Genomic DNA, 22,302 nt, shown 5'->3' on the forward strand with positions numbered 1-22,302 from the left:
ATTCTTTCCATTTTATAAACTGGACATACAGCGTCCAAAGAATAGAAAGGTATTTGCAATGAAAACAAATAAAATCCTAAAAAATGCATCCTATCTTTTTGTAGGAAATATTATCGTTCGGTTTGTACTTGCAATTGCAACCATTCTCTTTGCAAGATATGTTTCACCTCATGATTATGGTATGTTTACAGCGGCACTAGCTGTTTCTGCTGTCATTTGTTACTTTACAGATGCTGGTTTAACACATACTTTTATGCGTGAGGGGACAAAACAAAACGCTAATATTAGCGAGCTTATCAGCAGTTATCTACGCGTTCGCTTCATTTTAGCCGTTATTATTTCGATTCTCTTTGCCATTTTCGCACAATTTTTCTATGATAATGCTTATTTACGTGCAATGGTATATTTAGTTGTATTGCCAACAATGTTTGGTGCCACTTTACAAGGTGTCGGAATGGCTTACTTCCAAGTAACAGAACGCATGCAATTTACTGCTATTATCTCTGTATTACAAGGTGTAACAGCAGCAGTGGCACTTTTACTCGGCATGAGCTTTAAGTGGTCACTTATGATGGTTGCAGCAATGTATGGAGCGTCAAGCCTTGTAACAGGACTGATTGCCTTTATAATGGTAACTCGTTATACAACGATTCATAAGGGCTGGGACCCCGGAATTTTAGATCAACTGCTCGTTTTCACAATTAATGGCATTATTATTATGCTATTGCCACAGCTTGGTCCGATTATTTTGGAAAAAGTATCAACATTAAAACAGGTTGGATTTTTCGGTGCTGCATCCAAAATCCCAGCTGTTCTTTATCAAATCCCTGGTGTCATCGCCGCAGCATTTTATCCGAAACTATTTGCTTTTGGAAATGAGAAAAATGTGGAAGAACATCGAAAGCTATCACATTTTGAATTAAAGTTGATGTCATTTTTAGGAATGGGGATTTCGATTCCATTTATTGCTGATCCAAATTTTTGGATTGTTAGCTTATTGGGCGAAGAGTATGCACCAGCTGGTAATGCCCTCGCCATTTTAGCATTTATGGTTATTTTACAATCCATTAACTATCCCCTTGCTGATAACTTAACAACGATTGGTCAGCAATGGAAGCGTACATTAACAATGGCAATTGGTTTAGTCGTTGCCATCATTAGCTATATTGTATTAGGTAGTAAATTCGGAATGATGGGAGCTGCCACTTCAGCTATTCTTACAGAAGTTACCTTGTTAATCGGATTTACTCTATTTATTCATAAAGGTATTGAACTTCTATTCAAAGGAATTCTCTTTAACTCCTTAGCCTTTGCTATTAGCTATTGCGCATATCGTATGATATTCGTTACTCTACCGTCATTAGTTGCTCTCATACTTACAGGCTTATTATTTGGTATGATTGGACTTGTTATTGATCCACAAATCCGTAAATTAATTTTAGAATTTGTAAATAAAAAGGTACTTCGTAAAGAAGCTTAAACTTCAACGTCCTTTTTTCATCTTATGATATGAAAAGGACATTGAAGTTTTTATTTTATTTCGTAGACATTGGCGACGCCTTACTGTCCATGAATAACAGGGGTAAATCACCGTAATGATGCTTCTAGGTTAAATTGACTTACTTTCTGATAATACTTTATACTGAAAGATAGATATCCATCATAATCCAATGTATGAAAAGTATATCTTTTCACGCAAAAACTAAAAACACACCCTGTCCATAAACGGTGTGTTTTTACATGATTTACGCTAATTAAATATGATATAAAACGACTTTGATTTAAAGGGAGGAACTCGAATTTTCATGTATTTTGAAAAAGACAATAAGACCTTTTTCCATAAAAGCACTTTTATTATCATTCCATTGTTATTACTATGTGCTTTTATTTTTCATTACTTCTTTTTAACATCAGATCAAATATTTTCTGGTTCAGGAGATGCATTATCTCAATTCGGATTCTTTACTTTTCTCCTGCAACATGCTTTTAAAGATGGTAATTTCTTTTGGTCCTGGAATTATGGATTAGGCGGCGACTTATTTGGAGAATTCAGTTATTACTATAGTACGGCGCCATTCTTTTGGATCACATTATTGCTTCCTAAGTTAAATATAGAGCAAATCTATGATATGAAATTATATATGAGCATTTTCAAAAGTTTTTTAGCGATGCTCTTTATGTACGGTTCTTTGCGTTATCACCATAAAACAACCTTTTCATCTTTTATTTCTGCCATTATATACGGTGGATGTATTACTTTTATTCGTCACTCTTTACTTTGGGATTTTATGGCGGATGCTATCGTTTTTCTACCACTCGTATTATGGGGATTCGATCGATATATTATAGAAAGAAAAAAAGGACTATTCCTATTTGCTACCGCTTTAATGCTAGCATCTAACTTTTATTTTGCTTTTATAACCAGTATTTTCATTTATATTTATGCATTTTTTCAATACTTTACGACACAGCAAAATAAAACGATTCAATCTTTCCTAACTTACTATATTAGGATTACTTTTTTATATGGATTATCACTCGGTTTAGTAGCCGTATTCTTTCTTCCATCTGTAAATGCTGTATTTAATGCTGATCGACTCACAAAGAAATTTGATATTCCTTTATTCTTTGAAGAGACATTTTATAAAAATTTGCTGGAAAGTATTTTCTTCATCAATAACGCGGAATACTATCAATTAGCACTTCCTGTCTTGATTTTATTCTTAATTATAATCGGTTTATTTATACGTGATAAATTCGTATTGAATAAAGTATTATTTACATTCTTTATGCTTATTCTTTACATGATTCCATATACTTATTCTGTTTTTAATGGTTTTTCCGCTATGCAATATCGCTGGTACTATTTATTTTCATTTATAATTGCCCAAACGGTTGCGTACATTTTAGACTGGATGCTCCTTCATAAAAAAGAGAATAAATTGATGTATCTCATAAGTGCATTGTTAGCTACTGGCTTGTTCATTTATGCATTCATGAGAAAAGTAAACATCAATGATCAGCCATTAGACGAAGTCGATCATATGCTGATAAGTGTCATCGTAATTTCTATCCTCACAATATGTTTATGGCGCTATCTGTCTAAAATTTTCTTACAGTTCTTAGTGATCCTAAATGTTCTTATCAATGTAATTTTTATCAATTACATGTATTCAGAAAATGTACTAAGCAAACCCTTTGGACAACGAAATGTTACAAAAGAATCTTTACATGCATCTGGATACGATAATCAAGATGAAATTGCTGCTATTCGCTATATTCAAGATCATGATAAAGATTTTTACCGTATTATTAATCCGGGCAGCCTTCGTAATACACCAATGCTTCAGGAATATCATGGTGCAAGTGCTTATCATAGCCTAATCAATTATTATGTTCATGACTTTATGAAAAATAAATACAATGTTTTTCAAGGATTCGATACACCTTCTATGTTTTTCCAATTAGATAACCGACTCCTTCTTGAAAATATGTTAGGTGTGAAATATTACATATTAAGCGCAGATACCGATGCAGCTAATATTCCTTATGGCTATAAACAATTAAAACAAGTAGGGCCATATAACATTTATAAAAATGAATATGCGTTGCCATTAGGATATGTGTATGAATCAGGGATAGATGATAAAGAGTTTTCTAAACTAAACTTTGCTGAGCGAGATCAATTGTTGTTGGATGCTGTAGTCGTTGATAACATAAAAGATTTTTCATTAAAACATTTTGATACAAAAAGGCTTGATGTCAAACCAGTACCGATTAAAACCGAGCAGATCCAATTCGAAAATATTGAAAACAATAACAATATGCTTACGGTTCATGAAGATGGTCGCATAATAGTACCTATTGATCCACCTAATGTTGTAGGAGACCTTCTTGTGGAATTAAAAATTAAAAATAAAGGCTCCTTCCATGCAATTGTGAATGGAAAAGACATGAGTAAAGGAGACGATGCAGGTGCATATGCATACCCATTAGAAAGATTTGTTTATAATCTTGGAAAGAACAATCATCCAAACGAATTGACGATTTCTATTACTGATAAAATCCCTGGACCAGGTGAATATGAGTTACAAGACCTGCAAGTCAACATTGTGAATTACGAAAACATCCAAGAAAAAACTAAAAAATTAACTGAAAATAGACTTCAAAATATCTCTTATAAAAATAACTATTTAAAAGGTCAAGTTAACTCAAGTAAAGACGGATTACTCTATCTGTCTGTTCCATATAGTAAAGGTTGGACTATAAAAGTAGATGGGAAAGAGACAGAATTTACGAAAGCAAACTCTGCATTCATAGGCGTTCCAATTCAAAAAGGATCTCATATAATTGAAATGAAGTATGTCACACCTTACTTCAAATTAGGTTTGATTATATCCATTATTTCATTCATCATTTGCTCCACTTTATTATTTTTCGGACGCAAAAAAAGAAATAAAGAGCTTACCTTTTTACACAACAATAAGTAAACATACATCCAGTTAGGGCTATTCCTTCTTCTCAAATAAGGAATATCCTGAATCATAGCACTATTACAAACAAGGAGGGTCAAAGATGACTCTTTCAATAATAGTACCCTGTTACAATGAAGAAAAAGTACTTCGAGCTTTTTATTCAGAAACTTCTCTTGAAGTTCATAAATTAGATACCGATTATGAATTTGTTTTTGTTAATGATGGTAGTAAAGATGATACATTGGATATTTTACGAGATTTAGCAAATTCAGATTCAGCTGTACACTATATATCATTTAGCAGAAACTTTGGAAAAGAAGCTGCCATGTTGGCTGGCTTAAAATATGCTACAGGCGATGCAGTTGTTATTATGGATGCTGACTTACAGCACCCGCCTGCTTTAATAAAGGATATGTTAGAAGGTTACAATGACGGATATGACCAAGTGATTGCAAAAAGAACAAGAACAGGTGATTCCCCTATGCGTTCTTTCATCTCCCGTCTATACTACAAAGTTATGAATACGTTTGTTGATATTGAATTAGTCGATGGTATCGGCGATTTTAGACTTTTAAGTAGAAGAGCAGTAGATTCATTACTCTCTTTAAGCGAATACAATCGATTTTCTAAAGGTTTATTCTCCTGGATTGGATTTAAAGAATTAATCATTGAATATGAAAATGTATTACGTTCTGATGGAGAAAGTAAATGGACTTTTTCTAAGTTGTTGAATTACGGAATAGATGGCGTTATTTCTTTTAATAATAAACCATTACGCTTATCTATATACCTTGGATTACTAACAACACTTTTAGCAATCTTATACGTAATCACGACATTTATACAGATTATGATCGATGGAATTGATGTACCTGGTTACTTCACTTTAATTTCCGCTATATTATTCATCGGTGGTATCCAGCTCATCTTCTTAGGCGTCATTGGTGAATATATTGGCCGTATCTACTATGAAACAAAACGCAGACCACATTTTATTGTGGCAGAGAAAAAAGTAAGTGAAGTAAAACAAAAAGTCTAATAGGAAAAAGAAAAAGTTACTTCTATATCATCTAGAAGTAACTTTTTACTATCATAATCCCTACATAACATTTTTCTTCATATATATTCCTTTTTATAAAATACGCAACCTTTTCTTGAAAAATTATACATTCTGAAAGGATAGCATTATATTCGAGAATTTAGTATCATGATTCAAGATACTATTTTGAAATGGACGGAGGATACTATGAGCTTATTAACAGTTGAAAATTTAGGACACACATTTGGTGATCGTACTCTCTTTAAAGATGTATCCATGCGTTTATTAGCGAATGAACATGTTGGATTAGTTGGTGCAAATGGTGTTGGAAAGTCAACATTTATGAATATTATTACTGGACAACTTATTCATGACCAAGGGCGCATCGAGTGGACGCCTGGTACACATTATGGCTATTTAGATCAGCATACAATCTTAACACCTGGCCGAACAATTCGTGACGTTCTAACAGATGCCTTCTTACCTTTATTTGAGAAAGAAAAAGAATTAAATATCATTACAGAAAAAATGGCTACAGCGACACCGGAAGAATTAGAAGCGCTTTTAGACCAAATGGCTAATATTCAGGATGCCCTTGAAGCTGGTGGTTTCTATTTACTAGATATTAAAGTTGAAGAAGCTGCGCGTGGCCTCGGTCTTGATGCAATTGGTCTAGATCGTGATGTTTCTGCATTAAGTGGTGGGCAGCGTACAAAAGTATTGCTTGCAAAGTTACTGCTTGAACAACCACAAGTATTATTACTAGATGAACCTACTAACTATTTAGATGTTGAACACATTCAATGGTTAACAAACTATTTAAAAGAATACCCGCATGCATTCTTGTTAATCTCTCATGATACAGAGTTTATGAACAAATGTGTGGATGTCATTTTCCATCTAGAATTCTCCAAAATGACGCGTTATACAGCGACATATGAGAAGTTTTTAGAACTAGCTGAAATCAATAAAAATCAACATTTACAAGCGTATCAAAAACAGCAAGAATTTATTAAAAAGCAAGAAGAGTTCATCTCGAAAAATAAGGCTCGTTACTCTACAACAGGCCGAGCAAAAAGCCGTCAAAAACAGCTTGATCGCATGGAGCGAATCGATCGTCCAGAAACCGCGATTAAACCTGAATTCTCTTTCAAAGAATCTCGCGCAAGTAGCCGCTTTGTCTTTGAAGGAGAAGATGTAGAAATTGGTTACACACATCCACTATTGCCGAAACTAACAATGACAATTGAACGCGGTGAAAAAATTGCAATTGTTGGATGTAATGGTGTTGGGAAATCAACATTATTAAAAACAATTTTAGGTAAAATTAAGCCATTAAGCGGAAAAACAAGCCTTGGTGACTTCTTAGAACCAGCATATTTCGAACAAGAAGTAAAAGCTGATCATATAACACCTATCGATGATGTTTGGAATACATTCCCGAATTTAGATCAACATCAAATTCGAGCAATGTTAGCAAAATGCGGTTTAAAAAATGAACATATTACGCGCCCATTGAGTCAATTAAGCGGTGGTGAGCAAGCAAAAGTTCGTTTATGTAAGCTCATGGGTAAAGAAAGTAACTGGTTACTATTTGACGAGCCAACAAACCACCTGGATGTAACAGCAAAAGAGGAACTAAAAAAAGCAATGAAAGCATACAAAGGAACGATTCTTCTTGTATGTCACGAACCTGACTTTTACCAAGATTGGGTAACAAAAGTTTGGAATGTAGAAGAATGGGCACAATCTGACAAATAATCAATAGAGGTGGATCTGTTATGATTCACCTCTATTGATTTTAAATTATATCTATCTCATAATATTTCGCTAATCGAAGTCGAAAATCCATTAAATTATCGTAACGCTTTAAATTTGCTAACATTCCTTGAATCACTGGTATTCTTGGATTTGCTACTCTCATTTCTGCTTCTAAAACATCCAATGTAACTAATAACTCATCATTTTCTAATTCATCAGCTAAATTACGTTTAAACATAATAATTTCCTGTAGAAATTGTTCCTTCACTTGCTCTTTTATTAAGTCTGAACTGCAAAGAAGTTGTCCTAATTGTTCTTCATGCAAAACAGGTTCCTCACCAGAATTTACAAGACCTTCTACAATGTCATCCATTCTTTTTAAAATAAATGTGGAAACATGATTTAAATTAATTTCTGTTTCATTTAAAATGATTAATTCTAAATACGCTCGGGAAATCCCTTCTACTATCACTACAAGATCTAACAAATACGGAGTGACCTTTTCACCATAAATAGACAATATACTATTTCGATAAAATGCATGTGACTCCATTTTCATGTTCATCATAAATGCTTCTACTTCTTTATTAAATGGAATTGCATTCTCCCTTGCATGCATAATAATAAATTCCTTATGCGTTTGTATATCATGAAACTGACAATATAATTGTTTGACAAATTTTTCGCGTGGTAGTAATGATTCTTTGTCAATTTTCATCATTTTACTTTGAATTTTTTCATAATAATATTTAAGAGTAGCTAGAAGCAATTCGTCTTTTGATTTGAAATATAAATAAAAAGCTCCTTTTGATATCCCGCACGCTGTCACGATTTCTTGTACGGATGTTGCGTTAACACCTTTCGCTGCAAATAACTTCATTGCCATTTCAATAATTAAGCGTTCTTTTTCTTTCATATTTTCTCTCCTAATAGAACTTTACATCATAATTTTACATTATAGTTGTTATTTCCACTTTATCTTAACAGTATTATAACATTTCTTTTTATTGACGACTGACCATTCAGTCAGTTATATTATGTGTTAGACTGACCGATTGGTCAATACATAATAAGGGAGCGCAAACATGAACAAGATCATTAACTTTTCGTTAAAAAATAAGTTCGCAGTTTGGCTATTAACCATTATTGTTACCACTGCGGGAATTTACTCTGGTTTAAATATGAAATTAGAAACAATTCCTGATATCACCACCCCTGTTGTAACAGTAACAACGGTTTATCCTGGAGCTACTCCGCAAGAAGTTGCAGATAAAATATCAAAGCCGATGGAAGAGCAACTGCAAAATTTAAACGGGGTGAACGTTGTAAGCTCCTCCTCTTATCAAAATGCATCTTCTATTCAAGTAGAATATGATTTTGATAAAAATATGGAGAAAGCTGAAACTGAAGTAAAAGAAGCAATCGCTAATGTAAAACTACCGGAAGGCGTAAAGGACCCAAAGGTTTCTCGTGTAAACTTTAATGCCTTTCCTGTTATTGCATTAAGTGTAGCGAGTAAAGACGAACCTTTAGCTACTTTAACTGAAAAGGTTGAAAAAAGTATTGTTCCAGCGTTAAAAGGCCTTGATGGTGTTGCCTCTGTTCAAATTTCAGGACAACAAGTAGATGAAGTACAACTCGTCTTTAAAAAAGATAAAATGAAAGAATTAGGCTTAAGTGAGGATACGGTTAAAAATATCATTAAAGGTTCTGATGTATCTCTGCCACTTGGTCTATACACATTTAAAGATAGCGAAAAATCAGTTGTTGTAGATGGAAATATAACAACAGTTCAAGCCTTAAAAGAAATGAAGATCCCTACTATTTCAGCAGCAAGCAACCAAAGTGGGCCCGGAGCGACTTCTTCTCCTCAAACAGAAGCACCACAAATGAATCCGGGCATGACTGCTGGTATTCCAACTGTCAACCTTGAAGAAATCGCTGATGTGAAAGAAGTTGGGAAAGCTGAATCCATTTCTCGTACAAATGGTAAAGAAGCGATCGGTATTCAAGTTGTAAAAGCAACTGATGCAAATACAGTTGATGTTGTAAATGCTGTAAAAGATAAAGTGAAAGATATTGAAAAAAAATATAAAGATTTAGAGATTATTTCGACATTCGATCAAGGTACACCGATTGAAAAATCAGTTGATACGATGCTTAGCAAAGCAATATTTGGTGCCATCTTTGCTATCATTATTATCATGTTGTTCTTACGAAACATTCGAACAACATTAATTTCTGTTGTTTCCATTCCGCTTTCTTTACTCATTGCTATTTTAGTATTGAAGCAAATGGATATTACACTCAATATTATGACACTTGGGGCAATGACAGTTGCGATTGGACGCGTTGTCGATGATTCAATCGTTGTAATTGAAAATATTTACCGCCGCATGTCTTTACCAGAAGAACCATTACGCGGAAAAGACTTAATTCGCGTAGCAACAAAAGAAATGTTTATTCCTATTATGTCTTCAACAATTGTAACAATTGCGGTATTTTTACCTCTTGGGCTTGTAAAAGGTATGATTGGTGAAATGTTCTTACCATTTGCCTTAACGATCGTATTTGCATTACTCGCTTCGTTACTTGTGGCCATCACCATTGTACCGATGTTAGCTCATTCTTTATTTAAGAAAGAAAGTATGAGAGAAAAAGAGGTACACCATAAAGAGAAACCAAGTAAATTAGCAAACGGCTACAAGCGCGTACTGAATTGGGCACTTAATCATAAAATCATTACATCTAGTATCGCTGTTCTTCTATTGGTTGGTAGTCTTGCACTTGTACCAGTTATCGGTGTAAGCTTCTTACCAGATGAAGAAGAAAAAATGATGATTGCAACCTATAACCCTGATCCAGGGCAAACATTAGAAGACGTTAAAGCAATCGCAACAAAAGCCGAAACACACTTTCAAAATAAAAAAGATGTAAAAACCATTCAGTTCTCATTAGGCGGAGAAAACCCAATGAGCCCAGGTAAAACAAATCAAGCTATGTTCTTTGTTCAATACGATAATGACATAAAAAACTTTGAGAAAGAAAAAGAACAGGTGATGAAAGATTTACAAAAGATGACAGGAAAAGGTGAATGGAAAAGCCAAGACTTCGGAGCTAGCGGAGGCAGCAATGAAATTAAGCTATACGTATACGGAGATCGTTTAGAAGACATCAAACCTGTCGTGAAAGATATTCAAAATATCATGAAGAAAGAAAAGGATTTGAAAGATATCGATTCTAGCCTTTCCAAAACATATGCAGAGTACACGTTAGTCGCAGATCAGCAAAAATTAAGTAAAATGGGGCTAACTGCTGCTCAAGTTGGCATGGAACTTTCTAATCAACATGACCGTCCTGTTCTTACGACAATAAAAAAAGATGGTAAAGATATCAATGTTTATGTAGAAGCAGATAAACATGATTATGAAGCAATTGATGATTTAACAAATCGTAAAGTGAAAACCCCACTTGGCAACGAAGTAGCTGTTAAGGATGTTATGACTGTGAAAGAAGGCGAAACTTCCAATACAGTTACACATCGTGATGGGCGTATTTACGCATCCGTAAACGCAAAAATAACATCTGATGACGTTTCTAAAGCATCTGCGGCACTTCAAAAGGAAATAGATAAAATGGACCTTCCTTCTGGCGTAGAAGTTTCTATGGGCGGTGTTACAAAAGATATTCAAGAATCCTTTACACAACTTGGATTAGCGATGTTAGCGGCAATTGCCATTGTATACTTCGTTCTTGTTGTGACATTTGGCGGCGCACTTGCACCATTTGCGATTTTATTCTCACTTCCATTTACAATTATCGGGGCACTTGTTGCTCTACTCATTTCAGGTGAAACATTAAGTGTATCGGCAATGATTGGTGCGCTTATGTTAATCGGTATTGTTGTCACGAATGCAATCGTGCTTATCGACCGTGTCATTCATAAGGAACAAGAAGGCTTATCAACACGTGAAGCATTATTAGAAGCCGGCTCAACGCGCTTACGACCAATTCTAATGACTGCCATCGCAACAATTGGTGCTTTAATTCCTCTTGCACTTGGATTTGAAGGTAGCGGTTTAATTTCAAAAGGACTTGGGGTAACAGTAATTGGCGGATTAACAAGTTCAACATTACTAACACTTCTCATTGTTCCGATTGTATATGAAGTGCTCAGCAAATTTAGAAAGAAAACAGTAAAATAACCTCGCAATCGCGAGGTTATTTTTTTTGATGAAACAAGATTAGAAAATCTCCATATCCTTCTTTTTCTAAGTCTTCCTTTGGAATAAATCGAAGTGCTGCTGAATTAATGCAATAGCGAAGACCGTTTGGTCCTGGTCCATCTGGAAAAACATGGCCAAGATGTGAATCGCCTTCCCTGCTTCTTACTTCTGTACGCGTCATATTATGACTAAGGTCAATTTTTTCTTTTACACTGGCTGCCATAACAGGCTTTGTAAAGCTTGGCCAACCACAGCCACTATCAAATTTATCTAAGGAAGTAAATAGCGGTTCACCAGACACGATGTCTACATATAGTCCTTCTTCTTTATGATCCCAATACTCATTTTGAAATGGAGGTTCTGTTCCGTTTTCCTGCGTTACATAAAATTGCATCTCCGTTAATTGTTCTTTTAAATGTGCATTATCTTTTGGCCAATGCTTTTTAATAAATGCATCACGTCCTGATCCTTGGCGATACAATGCATAACGGAATGCATTTTTCTTATGATAATCTTGGTGATACTCCTCAGCTGGATAGAATGTAGATGCTGGAATAATTTTCGTAACAATTGGTTTAGAAAAACGCCCGCTCTCAGCAAGCTCCTTTTTCGATACTTCAGCTAGTTTCCGTTGCTCTTCATTATGATAAAAGATAGCTGTTTCATATGATTGCCCACGATCATGAAACTGTCCACCCGCATCTGTTGGATCAATTTGTCTCCAATACATATTTAATAATTTTTCATACGGCATTTTATCTGGGTCAAATGTAATTTGAACTGCTTCATAATGTCCTGTCGTTTCAGAACAAACTTCTTTATAAGTTGGATTTTCTTTATGACCACCTGTATAACCAGAAATGATTCTTATAACCCCTTCCATCTCTTCAAATGGTGAAACCATACACCAAAAGCAACCTCCCGCAAACGTCGCAAGCTCTACCTTTTCATTGATAGACATTTCTTTCACCTCAATTATTTGTATTCTTCTTACAGTATGGCATATATGAAATGAAGTTATAAAGTGAAACTCTAATCATTGTTTTTTCATCCCCACTGATTATGAACCCTCACCAATCGGGCTGTTACAGGCATCTACCTTTTGAGGTGGGAGTCTTACTGCCCTAAAATAGCAGGATAAAAGAAAAAGCATCCTTATCTGATGCTTTTTAAGACTCTATTTTTTCATTAGCCCCTTTTTCGATTTCATCGCTCGTGACATCTAAAACATCCAATAGGAACATAAAGACTGGGATACCAATGATTAGCCCCCAAACACCTAGAAAATGCTCAGAAAAAATCAATACCATAAATGTATAAAAAATAGGTAAGTTCGTCTTTTGTGACATAAATTTTGGATTTAATACGTAACTTTCAAGCGCATGAATAACAGCCACAATAATTAATATATAGATAACATAAGTAATGCTACCAATATTATATGCAATCATGCAAAGTGGAAATAATGAGATAATTACACCCGCCACCGGAATTAAACCTAATAGAAAGATCATTAATGATAGACCAAGTAACTGTGGAAATCCTAAAATCCATAGTGCAATCACGGATAGCACACAATTCACAATAGCAATTAAAAATTGTGCTTCAATTACCTTCCCAAAAGAACGCGCAAATTTCTTCCCAAAGTATTCAATTTCATTATAGAAAATAGCAAGTTTGCTCTCTTTAAACTTTTCTGTAAATGCAACAATACGTGCTTTTTCCAACAAGAAGAATAAGCTCAAAATTAAAGAAAGTAAAAATTGCAAACCGAATTTCCCAACATTTGCAATGGACTTATAAATAATATCTACACCTTGCCCTATATACTTCGAAAGCTCCATATGATTAATCGCATGAATAGAAGCCTTTATCATATCATTATCTGGTGGATTTTTAAGGAATACATTAAATTGATAAATTAATTGTGAAATTTGTACTGTTAACACAGGTAGATATTTAAATAATGTAATTGTAATTCCACCAACAAACATGATATATAAAAACGCTATAATAATTTTTCGGTTAATCAGCATAAAATGATCGAGTTTTCTAGAAATAAATTTCTGGAATCGATCCATTAAATATGTCAGGATAAACGTAATTAAAATTAAATTAAACATGCTTTTTAGCCCATATAATATAAGAGCTAATAATAAAAGTATCAGTAACCTTTGAAATCCTTTGCTTTGAAACAGGTTTTTCATTTGCATAATCGACGAGTAATCTCTCCTGTCCTATAAAGTAAGACTTATCATAAGTAGGTTCTCTTTCTCTTCCCCACAAATTTTTTGTGTTGATTAAAATCCATTTCTTATCTTCTTTCTGCTAGATTAAGATCTGGCCTTTCCTTTCTATTTTACAATATAATAGTCCTTTTCAGAACGCATTATATAAAGTATTAATAAAGATTTAAGGAAAAATAAAATAGGTCATACCACTACTGTAACATAAAAAGCAAGCTATCAGTAGAAATCTGTTCTACAAATAGCTTGCTTCTATCAGGATTAAACTGATATCTGATTACGCAATCAGCGGCATAAACAATGGAATAACAACAACTGTTACAACCCCAACTACTGTTACTGCAATACTTGCCATCGCTGCTTCCACTTCACCCATTTCAATTCCGACTGCAACGCCGAGTGCGTGTCCTGCTGTTCCTAATGCTAATCCTTTCGCAATTGGATTTTTGACCCTAAATGTTTTTAAGAATAATGCTCCAAGCGCATATACAATTACCGCGTTAAAGATAACAGCAAAAGATGTAATGGCTGGAATACCACCGATACTTTCTGATAAAGGCAATGCAATTGCTGTTGTTGCTGCTTGTGGCAACATAGAATTCATAATAGCTGTATCTAAATGAATAGCTTTTGCAACAATGAACACAACCACTACTGAACAAATAGAACCGACAATGATAGCAGATAAGATTTGCCACCAATATTTTTTCAATTTATCAGCTTGTTTATATAATGGAATTGCAAAAGCAATTGTAGCTGGCTCTAGAAAGAAGCTAATGATTTTACCACCAGTATTATATTCTTCAAATGTGAAATTTCCAACCTTTAAAAAGCCAATCCCTAATACCATTGCTACAAATAGCGGTGTAAATAAGAAAAATTGTTTTGAGTGCTTAAATAAGAATGTTCCGATCCCGTATGCAATTAATGAAACAACAATTCCGAAATATGGAGTCATTGTACTTGCCATGTCCATTACCTCCTAACCACGTATACAATCTATTACGCAACTTTTCCGTGCTTATGTCCTTTACCTAAAGTGTCTAATTGTTTTGTATCTATCGGTTCTTTTCCACCTTTTCCTAGAATAAATTGAGCAAATAAACCTGTTACTGCTAATAAAATAACTGTTGCAACAACAATTACAGTGATGATTTGTACAAAATATTGCCCCATTACCCCAAGAGAATTGATAACGGAAATTCCAGATGGAACGAATAAGAAGCCGATAATGCCTGTTAATGCCGTTCCAAGTGACTCAACCTGTTCCAATTTAATAATCTTTAAGCATAATAAGCTAAATAAAATGACTAATCCAATTACTGAAGAAGGCATTGGAATTGGTAAATGTGATGCAATCATATGAGAAACTAACATAATAGCTGAAAAAATAAATGCTTGTGATAAAAAACTATATACTTTTTTTGTACTCATTTTGGCCACCTCTTTCGATTTGGTACCTTTATTGTATATGATGTAAACGCTTAGGTAAGCGTTTACAAATCGGAACGTCGAATATGGAGAATCAGTTACAAAAATTACAGGATGAAATACAAAAACTGCTTCTTAAATACGAAGCAGTTTTTTTAATTCCTTTGCATATGTACGACTTACTGGTACTTTCGATCCATCTTTCATAATTAAATTATAAGTAGAGTTAAACCAAGGTTGTACTTCTGAAATATGATTTACATTTGCAATAAAACTACGATGAACTCTCATAAACATCGTTTGTGGTAATTTTTTCTCCAAAATAACAAGCGTATCATGAGTTACATATGTTTCTCGAATTGTCTTTACAGTTACTTTTCCATCTACAAGTCCTACATAGACAATATCTTCCATACTTACAAGAACAATGGATTCTTCGATTGGAAGTGCAAGTTTATGCATCTCAGCAGTTACATCCGGTACTTTCATATCTACCTTCTTTTCTATTTCACTTTGCTTTCTCTTTTTATATTTTTTTAATGTTTGTGCGATGCGTTCTTCATCAAATGGCTTTAAAATATAATCTAATGCATCGACTTCAAATGCTTGTAATGCATATTGATCATATGCTGTCGCAAATACAATAGCTGGCGGACTTTTCATCTTTTTTAGTATGTTTGCAATTTCAAATCCGTTATCATCTGAAAGCTGAATATCTAAAAAAACAATATCTGGTTTATCATCCATCAATATTTCTAAAGCATCTTCTATACAATCTGCCTCTTCAATTTCATCTACTTCTTTCGTTCGTTGTAATAAATATTTCAGCTCATCTCTTGCTAACATTTCATCATCTACTACTAATACCTTTACCACTACTTCCTTCCCCCTCTACATATTGAATCGGAATTGCAAAGAAAACTTCGGTTCCTTTCTGTAATTCACTTTGAATATGAAGTGTCGTTTCTTTCCCAAATAACCCTATTAACCGTTCGTTAATGTTATATAAAGCTGTACCTGTTCCTTTTTTGGATGTTACAACAGCTTTTCCTAATTGTTCTAAACGCTCTTGTTCAATCCCCTGACCGTTATCCTTCACTTTAAAATGAATCAAATCATCTTCAACGTGCGCATACACTTCTACTTGGCAAATCGGTTGCTTCTTCGGAAATGCATGTCTAAGAGCATTTTCAACTAACAATTGAAGCACAAATGGTGGAATTAACATTGTCTTTAATCCTTCGTCTATATAGGTTTTAACCTCATATTTATTTGGAAATCTCGCTTGCTCTAACGATAAATACGCATTCACATGATTCAGCTCTTGCTCTAGTGGAATCAACAGCTGCCGCGCTCCTTGTAAGTTACAACGAAAATAGACGCTAAGCTGTAGTAAGAGCTTCCTTGCTTTTTCTACATCTGTACGACAAAGTGCTGAAACTGTATTAATCGCATTAAATAAGAAATGTGGGTTAATTTGTGCTTGTAACGCTTTGATTTCAGCATCTTGAAGCAATTTACTTTGCAGCTCTGCTTCCCCTAATTCAAGCTGGGTCGAGAAAATTTTTGCTAATCCTTCTGCTAGTTCCTCTTCTACACGACTTAACTGATTTGGATTTTTAAAATATAACTTTAATGTCCCAATTGTATTGCCGTGCGATGTTAAAGGAATAACAATTGCCGCTTGTAATGGACAGTCTTCATGCTGACAGTTAATGACTTCTCTTGATTTCGCCTTCATTATTTTCCCTGTATGTAATACTTTTTTTGATAATCCCGTAATTAAACTATGCGAAGGGATATGATGATCCGATGCTAATCCCACATGCGCTAATATTTTTTTTGTATCTGTTAAGGATACCGCATCCGTTCCCGTAAAACGATGGATAATTTGTGCCACATGTTTACATGATTCTTCTGTCAACCCTTGACGAAAGTAAGGTAATGTTTTATCAGCAATTCGAAGCACTTTATGCGTTTGTAATGCCTTTGCATTCTCTTCCTGTCGCAAAATTGCTTGCACCATGGAAAGTAAAATAAAACTACCAAAACCATTTACAAAAATCATCGGCATCGCAATCGTTTTCACTATATTCCATCCATCTTTCACAATAAATAAAATCATAACCATTTCCACCGAAACAATACCCACACTTAAAAACGCTGAATACTTAGGTGTAACTGTACGATTATGCTTTTGAAAAATTCGGCCAATATATCCTGTAATGATCCCTGCTAAAATAGATGAAATAGCACAGCTAAAAGCTGTCGTCCCCCCTAGCATATAGCGATGAATACCAGAAATAAACCCAACACCAATTCCGACAATGGGTCCCCCTAGTAAACCGCTAATTCCGACACCCATAATACGCGTATTTGCAATCGTACTTGACGAGGAAACGCCTTGTAACCAATTTTCATTCATAATTGTATTTCCTGCAATTTCAATTCCTGTGTAATTGCTTACAATTGTAAATAATGAAAAAATACAAATTAGCATAAGCTTATCCTTATATCCATCTTGTTTATGAAGGAGATGTCGAAAAATTCGAATATGCGAAAGTAAAAAACCTAATATAACAATTAATCCAACGCGCTCAATCATCATGAGTACTAAATCTAACATCTTTAGTCCTCCTTTATTTATTTTGTTCATTTTATTATCGAAAAATAATGAAGTGAACGTCAAGGAAAATCATCTATCATTTATAATCTTTCACAATAATATCCTTAAAAACTATCTTTCATATTTGACAATAGAATCGAAGAGTGCTAATAATAAGGTAATTTAATTGCAGTCCTTTAACACAACCCCGTGAGGTTGAGAAGGAAGTCGGAATATAAAAAAAGCAGGCCCATTCTTTCCAATGGATACGCCTGCTCTTTAGGCCTTCTCACACAACTGACGTGAGAAGGCCTTTTATTATTCTTCCATAGTGACTGTATAAAAGTAAGGGGGAGTAATAATGGACATAACAAATGAATCAAAAGCAAAACGTTATAAAACATTGCTTGGCTCTGCATTAGGGTATGCAGCAGAGGGATTAGATATGCTACTTCTATCCTTCGTACTCGTTTACATTTTGAAAGAATTTCACTTAACACCAGTAGAAGGCGGAAACCTTACATTAGCAACAACTATTGGGATGCTAATTGGTTCCTATTTATTTGGATTTATCGCTGACTTATTGGGTCGCATTCGAACAATGGCTTTTACTATTTTATTATTTTCACTTGCAACTGCACTCATTTATTTCACAACAGAATATTGGCAATTATTAACACTTCGTTTTCTAGTAGGAATGGGTGTTGGTGGAGAATTTGGTATCGGAATGGCGATTGTAACAGAAACATGGTCTAAGGAAATGCGGGCAAAAGCAACTTCCGTTGTTGCACTTGGATGGCAGTTTGGAGTACTCGTTGCTTCACTCCTTCCAGCCTTTATCGTTCCACACTTCGGCTGGAGAGCTGTTTTCTTATTTGGTCTCATTCCAGCTTTACTTGCCGTATATGTTCGTAAAAGCTTAAGTGAACCGAAAATTTGGGAACAAAAACAACTATATAAAAAAGAATTGTTACAAAAAGAGCGCCAAGGAACTTTAACAGCTATGGAAGCAGAAGAGCTCCAACATATGAAGAAGTTTCCTTTACGTAAGCTATTTTCTAGTAAAAAAGTAACGATGACAACAATTGGACTTATTATTATGTCTTTCATCCAAAACTTTGGATACTATGGTATTTTTACATGGATGCCTACAATTTTGGCAAATAAATATAACTATACATTGGCAAAAGCAAGCGGCTGGATGTTCATTTCTACAATTGGAATGTTAATTGGAATCGCAACATTTGGCATTTTGGCTGATAAAATTGGACGCCGTAAAACATTTTCCCTTTACTATATAGGCGGTACTATATATTGTTTGATTTACTTTTTCCTCTTTACAGACGCAACATTATTACTGTGGGGAAGCGCCTTACTTGGTTTCTTTGCAAACGGCATGATGGGAGGATTCGGAGCAATATTAGCTGAAAACTATCCATCCGAAGCACGTTCCACAGCTGAAAACTTTATTTTCGGTACTGGACGCGGCTTAGCTGGATTGGGACCAGTTATTATTGGATTATTGGCGACAGGCGGTAATTTATTTGGTGCTCTATCCCTTGTCTTTATCATTTATCCACTAGGCCTTCTCACCATGTTTATATGCGTTCCTGAAACGAAAGGAAAAGAATTGGATTAATAAAAAGGTTTGTCCCATAAAGCAGCCTATATGAGCAATTCGACACAAAACTTTGCTTCTACTAAAAAATGCAAAAAGAGCTCGTCCAAAAGTTATGTTTTGAACGAGCTCTTTACATTTTGGATAAAATGATATTCGTGATTCATTTTTATTTCTTAACATTATGAAAAAAATTAGGGGTCAAAATGTCGTTTGGATAAGGTTTATGATATATATGAGTGGTAGCTGGCGATAATGGCGGAATTAGCCATACCCAATTTCCAGTCACAACGCGACCACATGCCGCCTCTTGTTTTTCAAATTGAGCAAATTGCTGCGCTGCTGTATGGTGATCAACGATACTTACTCCCTGTTTTTTAAATGAATATAAGACAGCTATATTTAACTCGACCAACGCCTTATCTTTCCATAACGTACTATTTCTAGTTGTATCTAAATTCATTATTTCTGCAATAGCTGGCAGTAAATGATAACGATCCACATCAGCTAAATTACGAGCACCAATCTCAGTCCCCATATACCATCCATTAAAAGGAGCTGCTGTATAAGAAATTCCGCCAATTTCTAAACGCATATCTGAAATCATCGGTACACCATACCACTTCACTCTAAGAGAGGAGAATGGGTATTCTGGATGTTCAATATTTACTTCTTTTACTTCTTCTTTCGGAATCTCCTTATATACAGGTTCTTGCCCATCAATTGAGAATACAAGTGGTAACACATCAAAATTCGTTCCTTCCCCACTCCATCCTAGTTTCTGGCAAAAAGATGTAAAGGAAGAGGAATGCGGATCCCCAATCACACCTGTTTCCGTTTTATATCCTGCATAGCGAATTAATTGGTGATTATAGATGCGAATATGATTCTGTTCATCTCTATACTGCTTAAAAATCGTAATGGTTGGCCTAATTTTCCCACCATTTGTCGCATATTGAATATGATGAATTAGTGCACGATATACACCTTCCTCATCATTGATCTCCCGAGCATCCAATATATGCATTTTATTCCAAAACAGTCTTCCAATACATCGATTACTATTTCGCCAGGCCATCCGTGCCCCATGAACTAGTTCCTCAAAAGTATGTTCATATGTACCTGTCTGCTCGATTTCCAACACAACTTGATTCATACGTTCTTCTATTTGTTTTTCTTTACCGAGTTCTTGATAGCAAGTTGTAATAAATTTTCTTGCCTCATCTATTAATACCCTCATTTTATTCATAAAAAATCTCCTTTTGTTTCAACAAAACGCTACTATTTTACAGTATAAGCAAAAAGAAACGTAGGAACAAACCAAATTATTTTACATTATTAACAAACAATCCTTTTCAGAAAATAAATAGAATTGTTTGTTTTATTGTTGACTTATTCAAAAAACAAGTGTATTTTTGAGTTAGGTAAATTTTTTTTACCATGGGCAACTTCAGAAGAAAAGGGGGGGAGGTTTATGTCTTCATTTCATTTGCCTAAGCTTTCATATGACTATGATGAATTAGAGCCCTACATTGATGGTGACACTTTGGCGCTTCATCATGGAAAGCATCACGCAACATATGTTAAAAATTTAAATGCTGCTTTAGAAAATTATAAAGAATTGCAGAACAAGCCTTTAGAAGAATTACTGAGCCATTTAAATGAACTACCACCCGATATTATGACAGCAGTCAGAAATAATGGTGGTGGGCATTACTGCCACAGCCTTTTTTGGGAGGTCATGAGTCCGAAAGGCGGAGGCGAACCTAATGGAGACGTTGCAAAAGTCATTGATTATTACTTTAATACCTTTGATAACTTCAAAGATCAGCTTTCCAAAGCGGCCATTAGTCGATTCGGAAGTGGATATGGATGGCTTGTACTGGATGGGGAACAACTCTCTGTTATGAGTACACCAAATCAAGATACACCACTACAGGAAGGAAAAATTCCGCTACTTGTAATCGATGTATGGGAGCACGCTTATTATTTGAAGTATCAAAATCGTCGTCCAGAATTCGTTACAAATTGGTGGAATACGGTCAATTGGGACCGTGTGAATGAAAAGTATTTACAAGCAATTCAATCACAGAAACGTTAGTCATGCGTATAAGGTAAATTTGGTAATGTAAACTAGTATCATCGAAATCCTCCAAAATCCCCTGGATTGCCACCGGGGGATTTATGTATAAATTACCTTAGCTGTTCAATATAATATTGCAGTACATCATTTATATTCGTTTTTACCCAATTAAATCGAAATCCTAACTCTTTTGCTTTCGTATTATCAAGCGTACAATTTAGTATTTCGTTATATGGGGCTATAGGATCTCTCTTTGTTTCAATATAGGCTCTTATACCTGTATGTTCCTCAATATATTCAATCACTTCACGCATAGAAATCGTGTCATTACTACATGCATTAATCGGCCCTTCCGTCTCTATTGTACTAAGCCATGCTAGAAAATCTCCTGCTTCTTTCTCATGTATAAAGGACATTCTTCCCTCTATATCCTCCACTCCAAAAGGGGTTTGTTTTACAATATGATCTACATAAAACTGCAACCTCTTTGTATAATCATTTTCTCCGATTACAACCGGAAATCGAACCGCTATAACTGGAAATGTCGCATATGTAAATAGAACAGCTTCTGCTAATCGCTTCCCTTCTTCATAAGAGAAATCCTTTCTATCTCCATAAACAATTGGATATTGATACGAATCAAAATCATCCTCCTTCAGAGATAATGCTGGCTCATAAACAGCCATTGAAGACGTCATAATATATTTTCCTACTTTCTTTTGCAGGACATTGCATATTATTTTTGCTGTATTAGGGTTATAACATAAAGTGAAACTTTAATCAGTGGGGGGGTTCTTCATCCCCCACTGATTATTAGT

15 protein-coding genes and 2 pseudogenes are annotated in these 22,302 nt (G+C 34.7%); 7 read left to right on the top strand and 10 right to left on the bottom strand.

Annotated features, from left to right (window positions below; translation table 11 throughout):
* Positions 1 to 58: 58 nt before the first annotated feature.
* From BCER98_RS19870 to BCER98_RS19885, 4 genes are all read left to right on the top strand, one after another.
* A complete protein-coding gene (locus BCER98_RS19870) occupies positions 59 to 1,480 on the top strand; it encodes a flippase (protein ID WP_012096395.1) in 1,422 nt (473 codons plus the stop codon).
* 325 nt (positions 1,481 to 1,805) lie between these two features.
* Positions 1,806 to 4,490, top strand: a complete 2,685-nt coding sequence (locus tag BCER98_RS19875) for a YfhO family protein (RefSeq protein WP_012096396.1) — start codon at positions 1,806 to 1,808, stop codon at positions 4,488 to 4,490.
* Between the two features lie 85 nt (positions 4,491 to 4,575).
* On the top strand, positions 4,576 to 5,514 hold the full coding sequence (locus BCER98_RS19880) for a glycosyltransferase family 2 protein (RefSeq protein WP_012096397.1): 939 nt from the start codon (positions 4,576 to 4,578) through the stop codon (positions 5,512 to 5,514).
* A gap of 150 nt (positions 5,515 to 5,664) precedes the next feature.
* A complete protein-coding gene (locus BCER98_RS19885; RefSeq protein WP_081428421.1) occupies positions 5,665 to 7,275 on the top strand; it encodes an ABC-F family ATP-binding cassette domain-containing protein in 1,611 nt (536 codons plus the stop codon).
* Positions 7,276 to 7,315: 40 nt separating this feature from the next.
* Here BCER98_RS19885 and BCER98_RS19890 read toward each other — a convergent pair whose 3' ends face one another.
* Positions 7,316 to 8,191, bottom strand: a complete 876-nt coding sequence (locus BCER98_RS19890) for a TetR/AcrR family transcriptional regulator (RefSeq protein WP_012096399.1) — start codon at positions 8,189 to 8,191, stop codon at positions 7,316 to 7,318.
* A 169-nt stretch (positions 8,192 to 8,360) separates the two neighbouring features.
* Here BCER98_RS19890 and BCER98_RS19895 point away from each other — a divergent pair, with 169 nt between their 5' ends.
* Positions 8,361 to 11,480 (top strand): efflux RND transporter permease subunit, encoded by a 3,120-nt coding sequence (locus tag BCER98_RS19895; protein WP_012096400.1) that lies wholly within the window; start codon positions 8,361 to 8,363, stop codon positions 11,478 to 11,480.
* Between the two features lie 16 nt (positions 11,481 to 11,496).
* On the opposite strand, the gene msrB is transcribed toward BCER98_RS19895, so the two are convergent.
* The 7 genes and pseudogenes from msrB to BCER98_RS19925 form a co-directional block, all read right to left on the bottom strand.
* Positions 11,497 to 11,982: a peptide-methionine (R)-S-oxide reductase MsrB gene (gene msrB / locus BCER98_RS23780; RefSeq protein ID WP_373367238.1), complete on the bottom strand. Its 486-nt coding sequence runs from the start codon at positions 11,980 to 11,982 to the stop codon at positions 11,497 to 11,499.
* Between the two features lie 15 nt (positions 11,983 to 11,997).
* Positions 11,998 to 12,462: pseudogene (gene msrA, locus BCER98_RS23785) on the bottom strand (peptide-methionine (S)-S-oxide reductase MsrA); the annotation flags it as partial.
* Positions 12,463 to 12,670: 208 nt separating this feature from the next.
* Positions 12,671 to 13,714 (bottom strand): AI-2E family transporter, encoded by a 1,044-nt coding sequence (locus tag BCER98_RS19905; RefSeq protein ID WP_012096402.1) that lies wholly within the window; start codon positions 13,712 to 13,714, stop codon positions 12,671 to 12,673.
* A gap of 310 nt (positions 13,715 to 14,024) precedes the next feature.
* Entirely contained in the window at positions 14,025 to 14,717 is a 693-nt protein-coding gene (gene lrgB / locus BCER98_RS19910; protein ID WP_012096403.1) for an antiholin-like protein LrgB, read from the bottom strand.
* 32 nt (positions 14,718 to 14,749) lie between these two features.
* Positions 14,750 to 15,181, bottom strand: a complete 432-nt coding sequence (gene lrgA, locus BCER98_RS19915; protein WP_012096404.1) for an antiholin-like murein hydrolase modulator LrgA — start codon at positions 15,179 to 15,181, stop codon at positions 14,750 to 14,752.
* A gap of 132 nt (positions 15,182 to 15,313) precedes the next feature.
* Positions 15,314 to 16,054, bottom strand: coding sequence for a LytR/AlgR family response regulator transcription factor (locus tag BCER98_RS19920; protein ID WP_012096405.1), 741 nt, complete (start codon positions 16,052 to 16,054; stop codon positions 15,314 to 15,316).
* On the bottom strand, positions 16,029 to 17,804 hold the full coding sequence (locus BCER98_RS19925) for a sensor histidine kinase (protein WP_012096406.1): 1,776 nt from the start codon (positions 17,802 to 17,804) through the stop codon (positions 16,029 to 16,031). The genes BCER98_RS19920 and BCER98_RS19925 overlap by 26 nt, the downstream gene beginning before the upstream one ends.
* A gap of 340 nt (positions 17,805 to 18,144) precedes the next feature.
* Between BCER98_RS19925 and BCER98_RS19930 the strand changes: the two genes are divergently transcribed.
* Positions 18,145 to 19,422, top strand: a complete 1,278-nt coding sequence (locus BCER98_RS19930) for an MFS transporter (protein ID WP_012096407.1) — start codon at positions 18,145 to 18,147, stop codon at positions 19,420 to 19,422.
* A 148-nt stretch (positions 19,423 to 19,570) separates the two neighbouring features.
* Here the strand turns inward: BCER98_RS19930 and BCER98_RS19935 are convergent, their stop codons facing one another.
* Positions 19,571 to 20,650, bottom strand: a complete 1,080-nt coding sequence (locus BCER98_RS19935; RefSeq protein WP_012096408.1) for a nitric oxide synthase oxygenase — start codon at positions 20,648 to 20,650, stop codon at positions 19,571 to 19,573.
* A 225-nt stretch (positions 20,651 to 20,875) separates the two neighbouring features.
* Here BCER98_RS19935 and sodA point away from each other — a divergent pair, with 225 nt between their 5' ends.
* Entirely contained in the window at positions 20,876 to 21,502 is a 627-nt protein-coding gene (sodA, locus tag BCER98_RS19940) for a superoxide dismutase [Mn] (protein ID WP_012096409.1), read from the top strand.
* A 92-nt stretch (positions 21,503 to 21,594) separates the two neighbouring features.
* Here the strand turns inward: sodA and BCER98_RS19945 are convergent.
* Positions 21,595 to 22,251: pseudogene (locus tag BCER98_RS19945) on the bottom strand (epimerase); the annotation flags it as partial.
* Between the last annotated feature and the right edge of the window lie 51 nt (positions 22,252 to 22,302).

This window comes from Bacillus cytotoxicus NVH 391-98, assembly GCF_000017425.1.
Classification (GTDB): Bacteria; Bacillota; Bacilli; order Bacillales; family Bacillaceae_G; genus Bacillus_A; species Bacillus_A cytotoxicus.

What these genes read in the sequence shown, in the direction of transcription:
- BCER98_RS19870 (WP_012096395.1), top strand. Translation starts at nt 59, where the DNA reads ATGAAAACAAATAAAATCCTAAAAAATGCATCCTATCTTTTTGTAGGA.
- BCER98_RS19875 (WP_012096396.1), top strand. Translation starts at nt 1,806, where the DNA reads ATGTATTTTGAAAAAGACAATAAGACCTTTTTCCATAAAAGCACTTTT.
- BCER98_RS19880 (WP_012096397.1), top strand. Translation starts at nt 4,576, where the DNA reads ATGACTCTTTCAATAATAGTACCCTGTTACAATGAAGAAAAAGTACTT.
- BCER98_RS19890 (WP_012096399.1), bottom strand. Translation starts at nt 8,191, where the DNA reads ATGAAAGAAAAAGAACGCTTAATTATTGAAATGGCAATGAAGTTATTT.
- BCER98_RS19895 (WP_012096400.1), top strand. Translation starts at nt 8,361, where the DNA reads ATGAACAAGATCATTAACTTTTCGTTAAAAAATAAGTTCGCAGTTTGG.
- BCER98_RS19905 (WP_012096402.1), bottom strand. Translation starts at nt 13,714, where the DNA reads ATGCAAATGAAAAACCTGTTTCAAAGCAAAGGATTTCAAAGGTTACTG.
- lrgB (WP_012096403.1), bottom strand. Translation starts at nt 14,717, where the DNA reads ATGGCAAGTACAATGACTCCATATTTCGGAATTGTTGTTTCATTAATT.
- lrgA (WP_012096404.1), bottom strand. Translation starts at nt 15,181, where the DNA reads ATGAGTACAAAAAAAGTATATAGTTTTTTATCACAAGCATTTATTTTT.
- BCER98_RS19925 (WP_012096406.1), bottom strand. Translation starts at nt 17,804, where the DNA reads ATGTTAGATTTAGTACTCATGATGATTGAGCGCGTTGGATTAATTGTT.
- BCER98_RS19930 (WP_012096407.1), top strand. Translation starts at nt 18,145, where the DNA reads ATGGACATAACAAATGAATCAAAAGCAAAACGTTATAAAACATTGCTT.
- BCER98_RS19935 (WP_012096408.1), bottom strand. Translation starts at nt 20,650, where the DNA reads ATGAATAAAATGAGGGTATTAATAGATGAGGCAAGAAAATTTATTACA.
- sodA (WP_012096409.1), top strand. Translation starts at nt 20,876, where the DNA reads ATGTCTTCATTTCATTTGCCTAAGCTTTCATATGACTATGATGAATTA.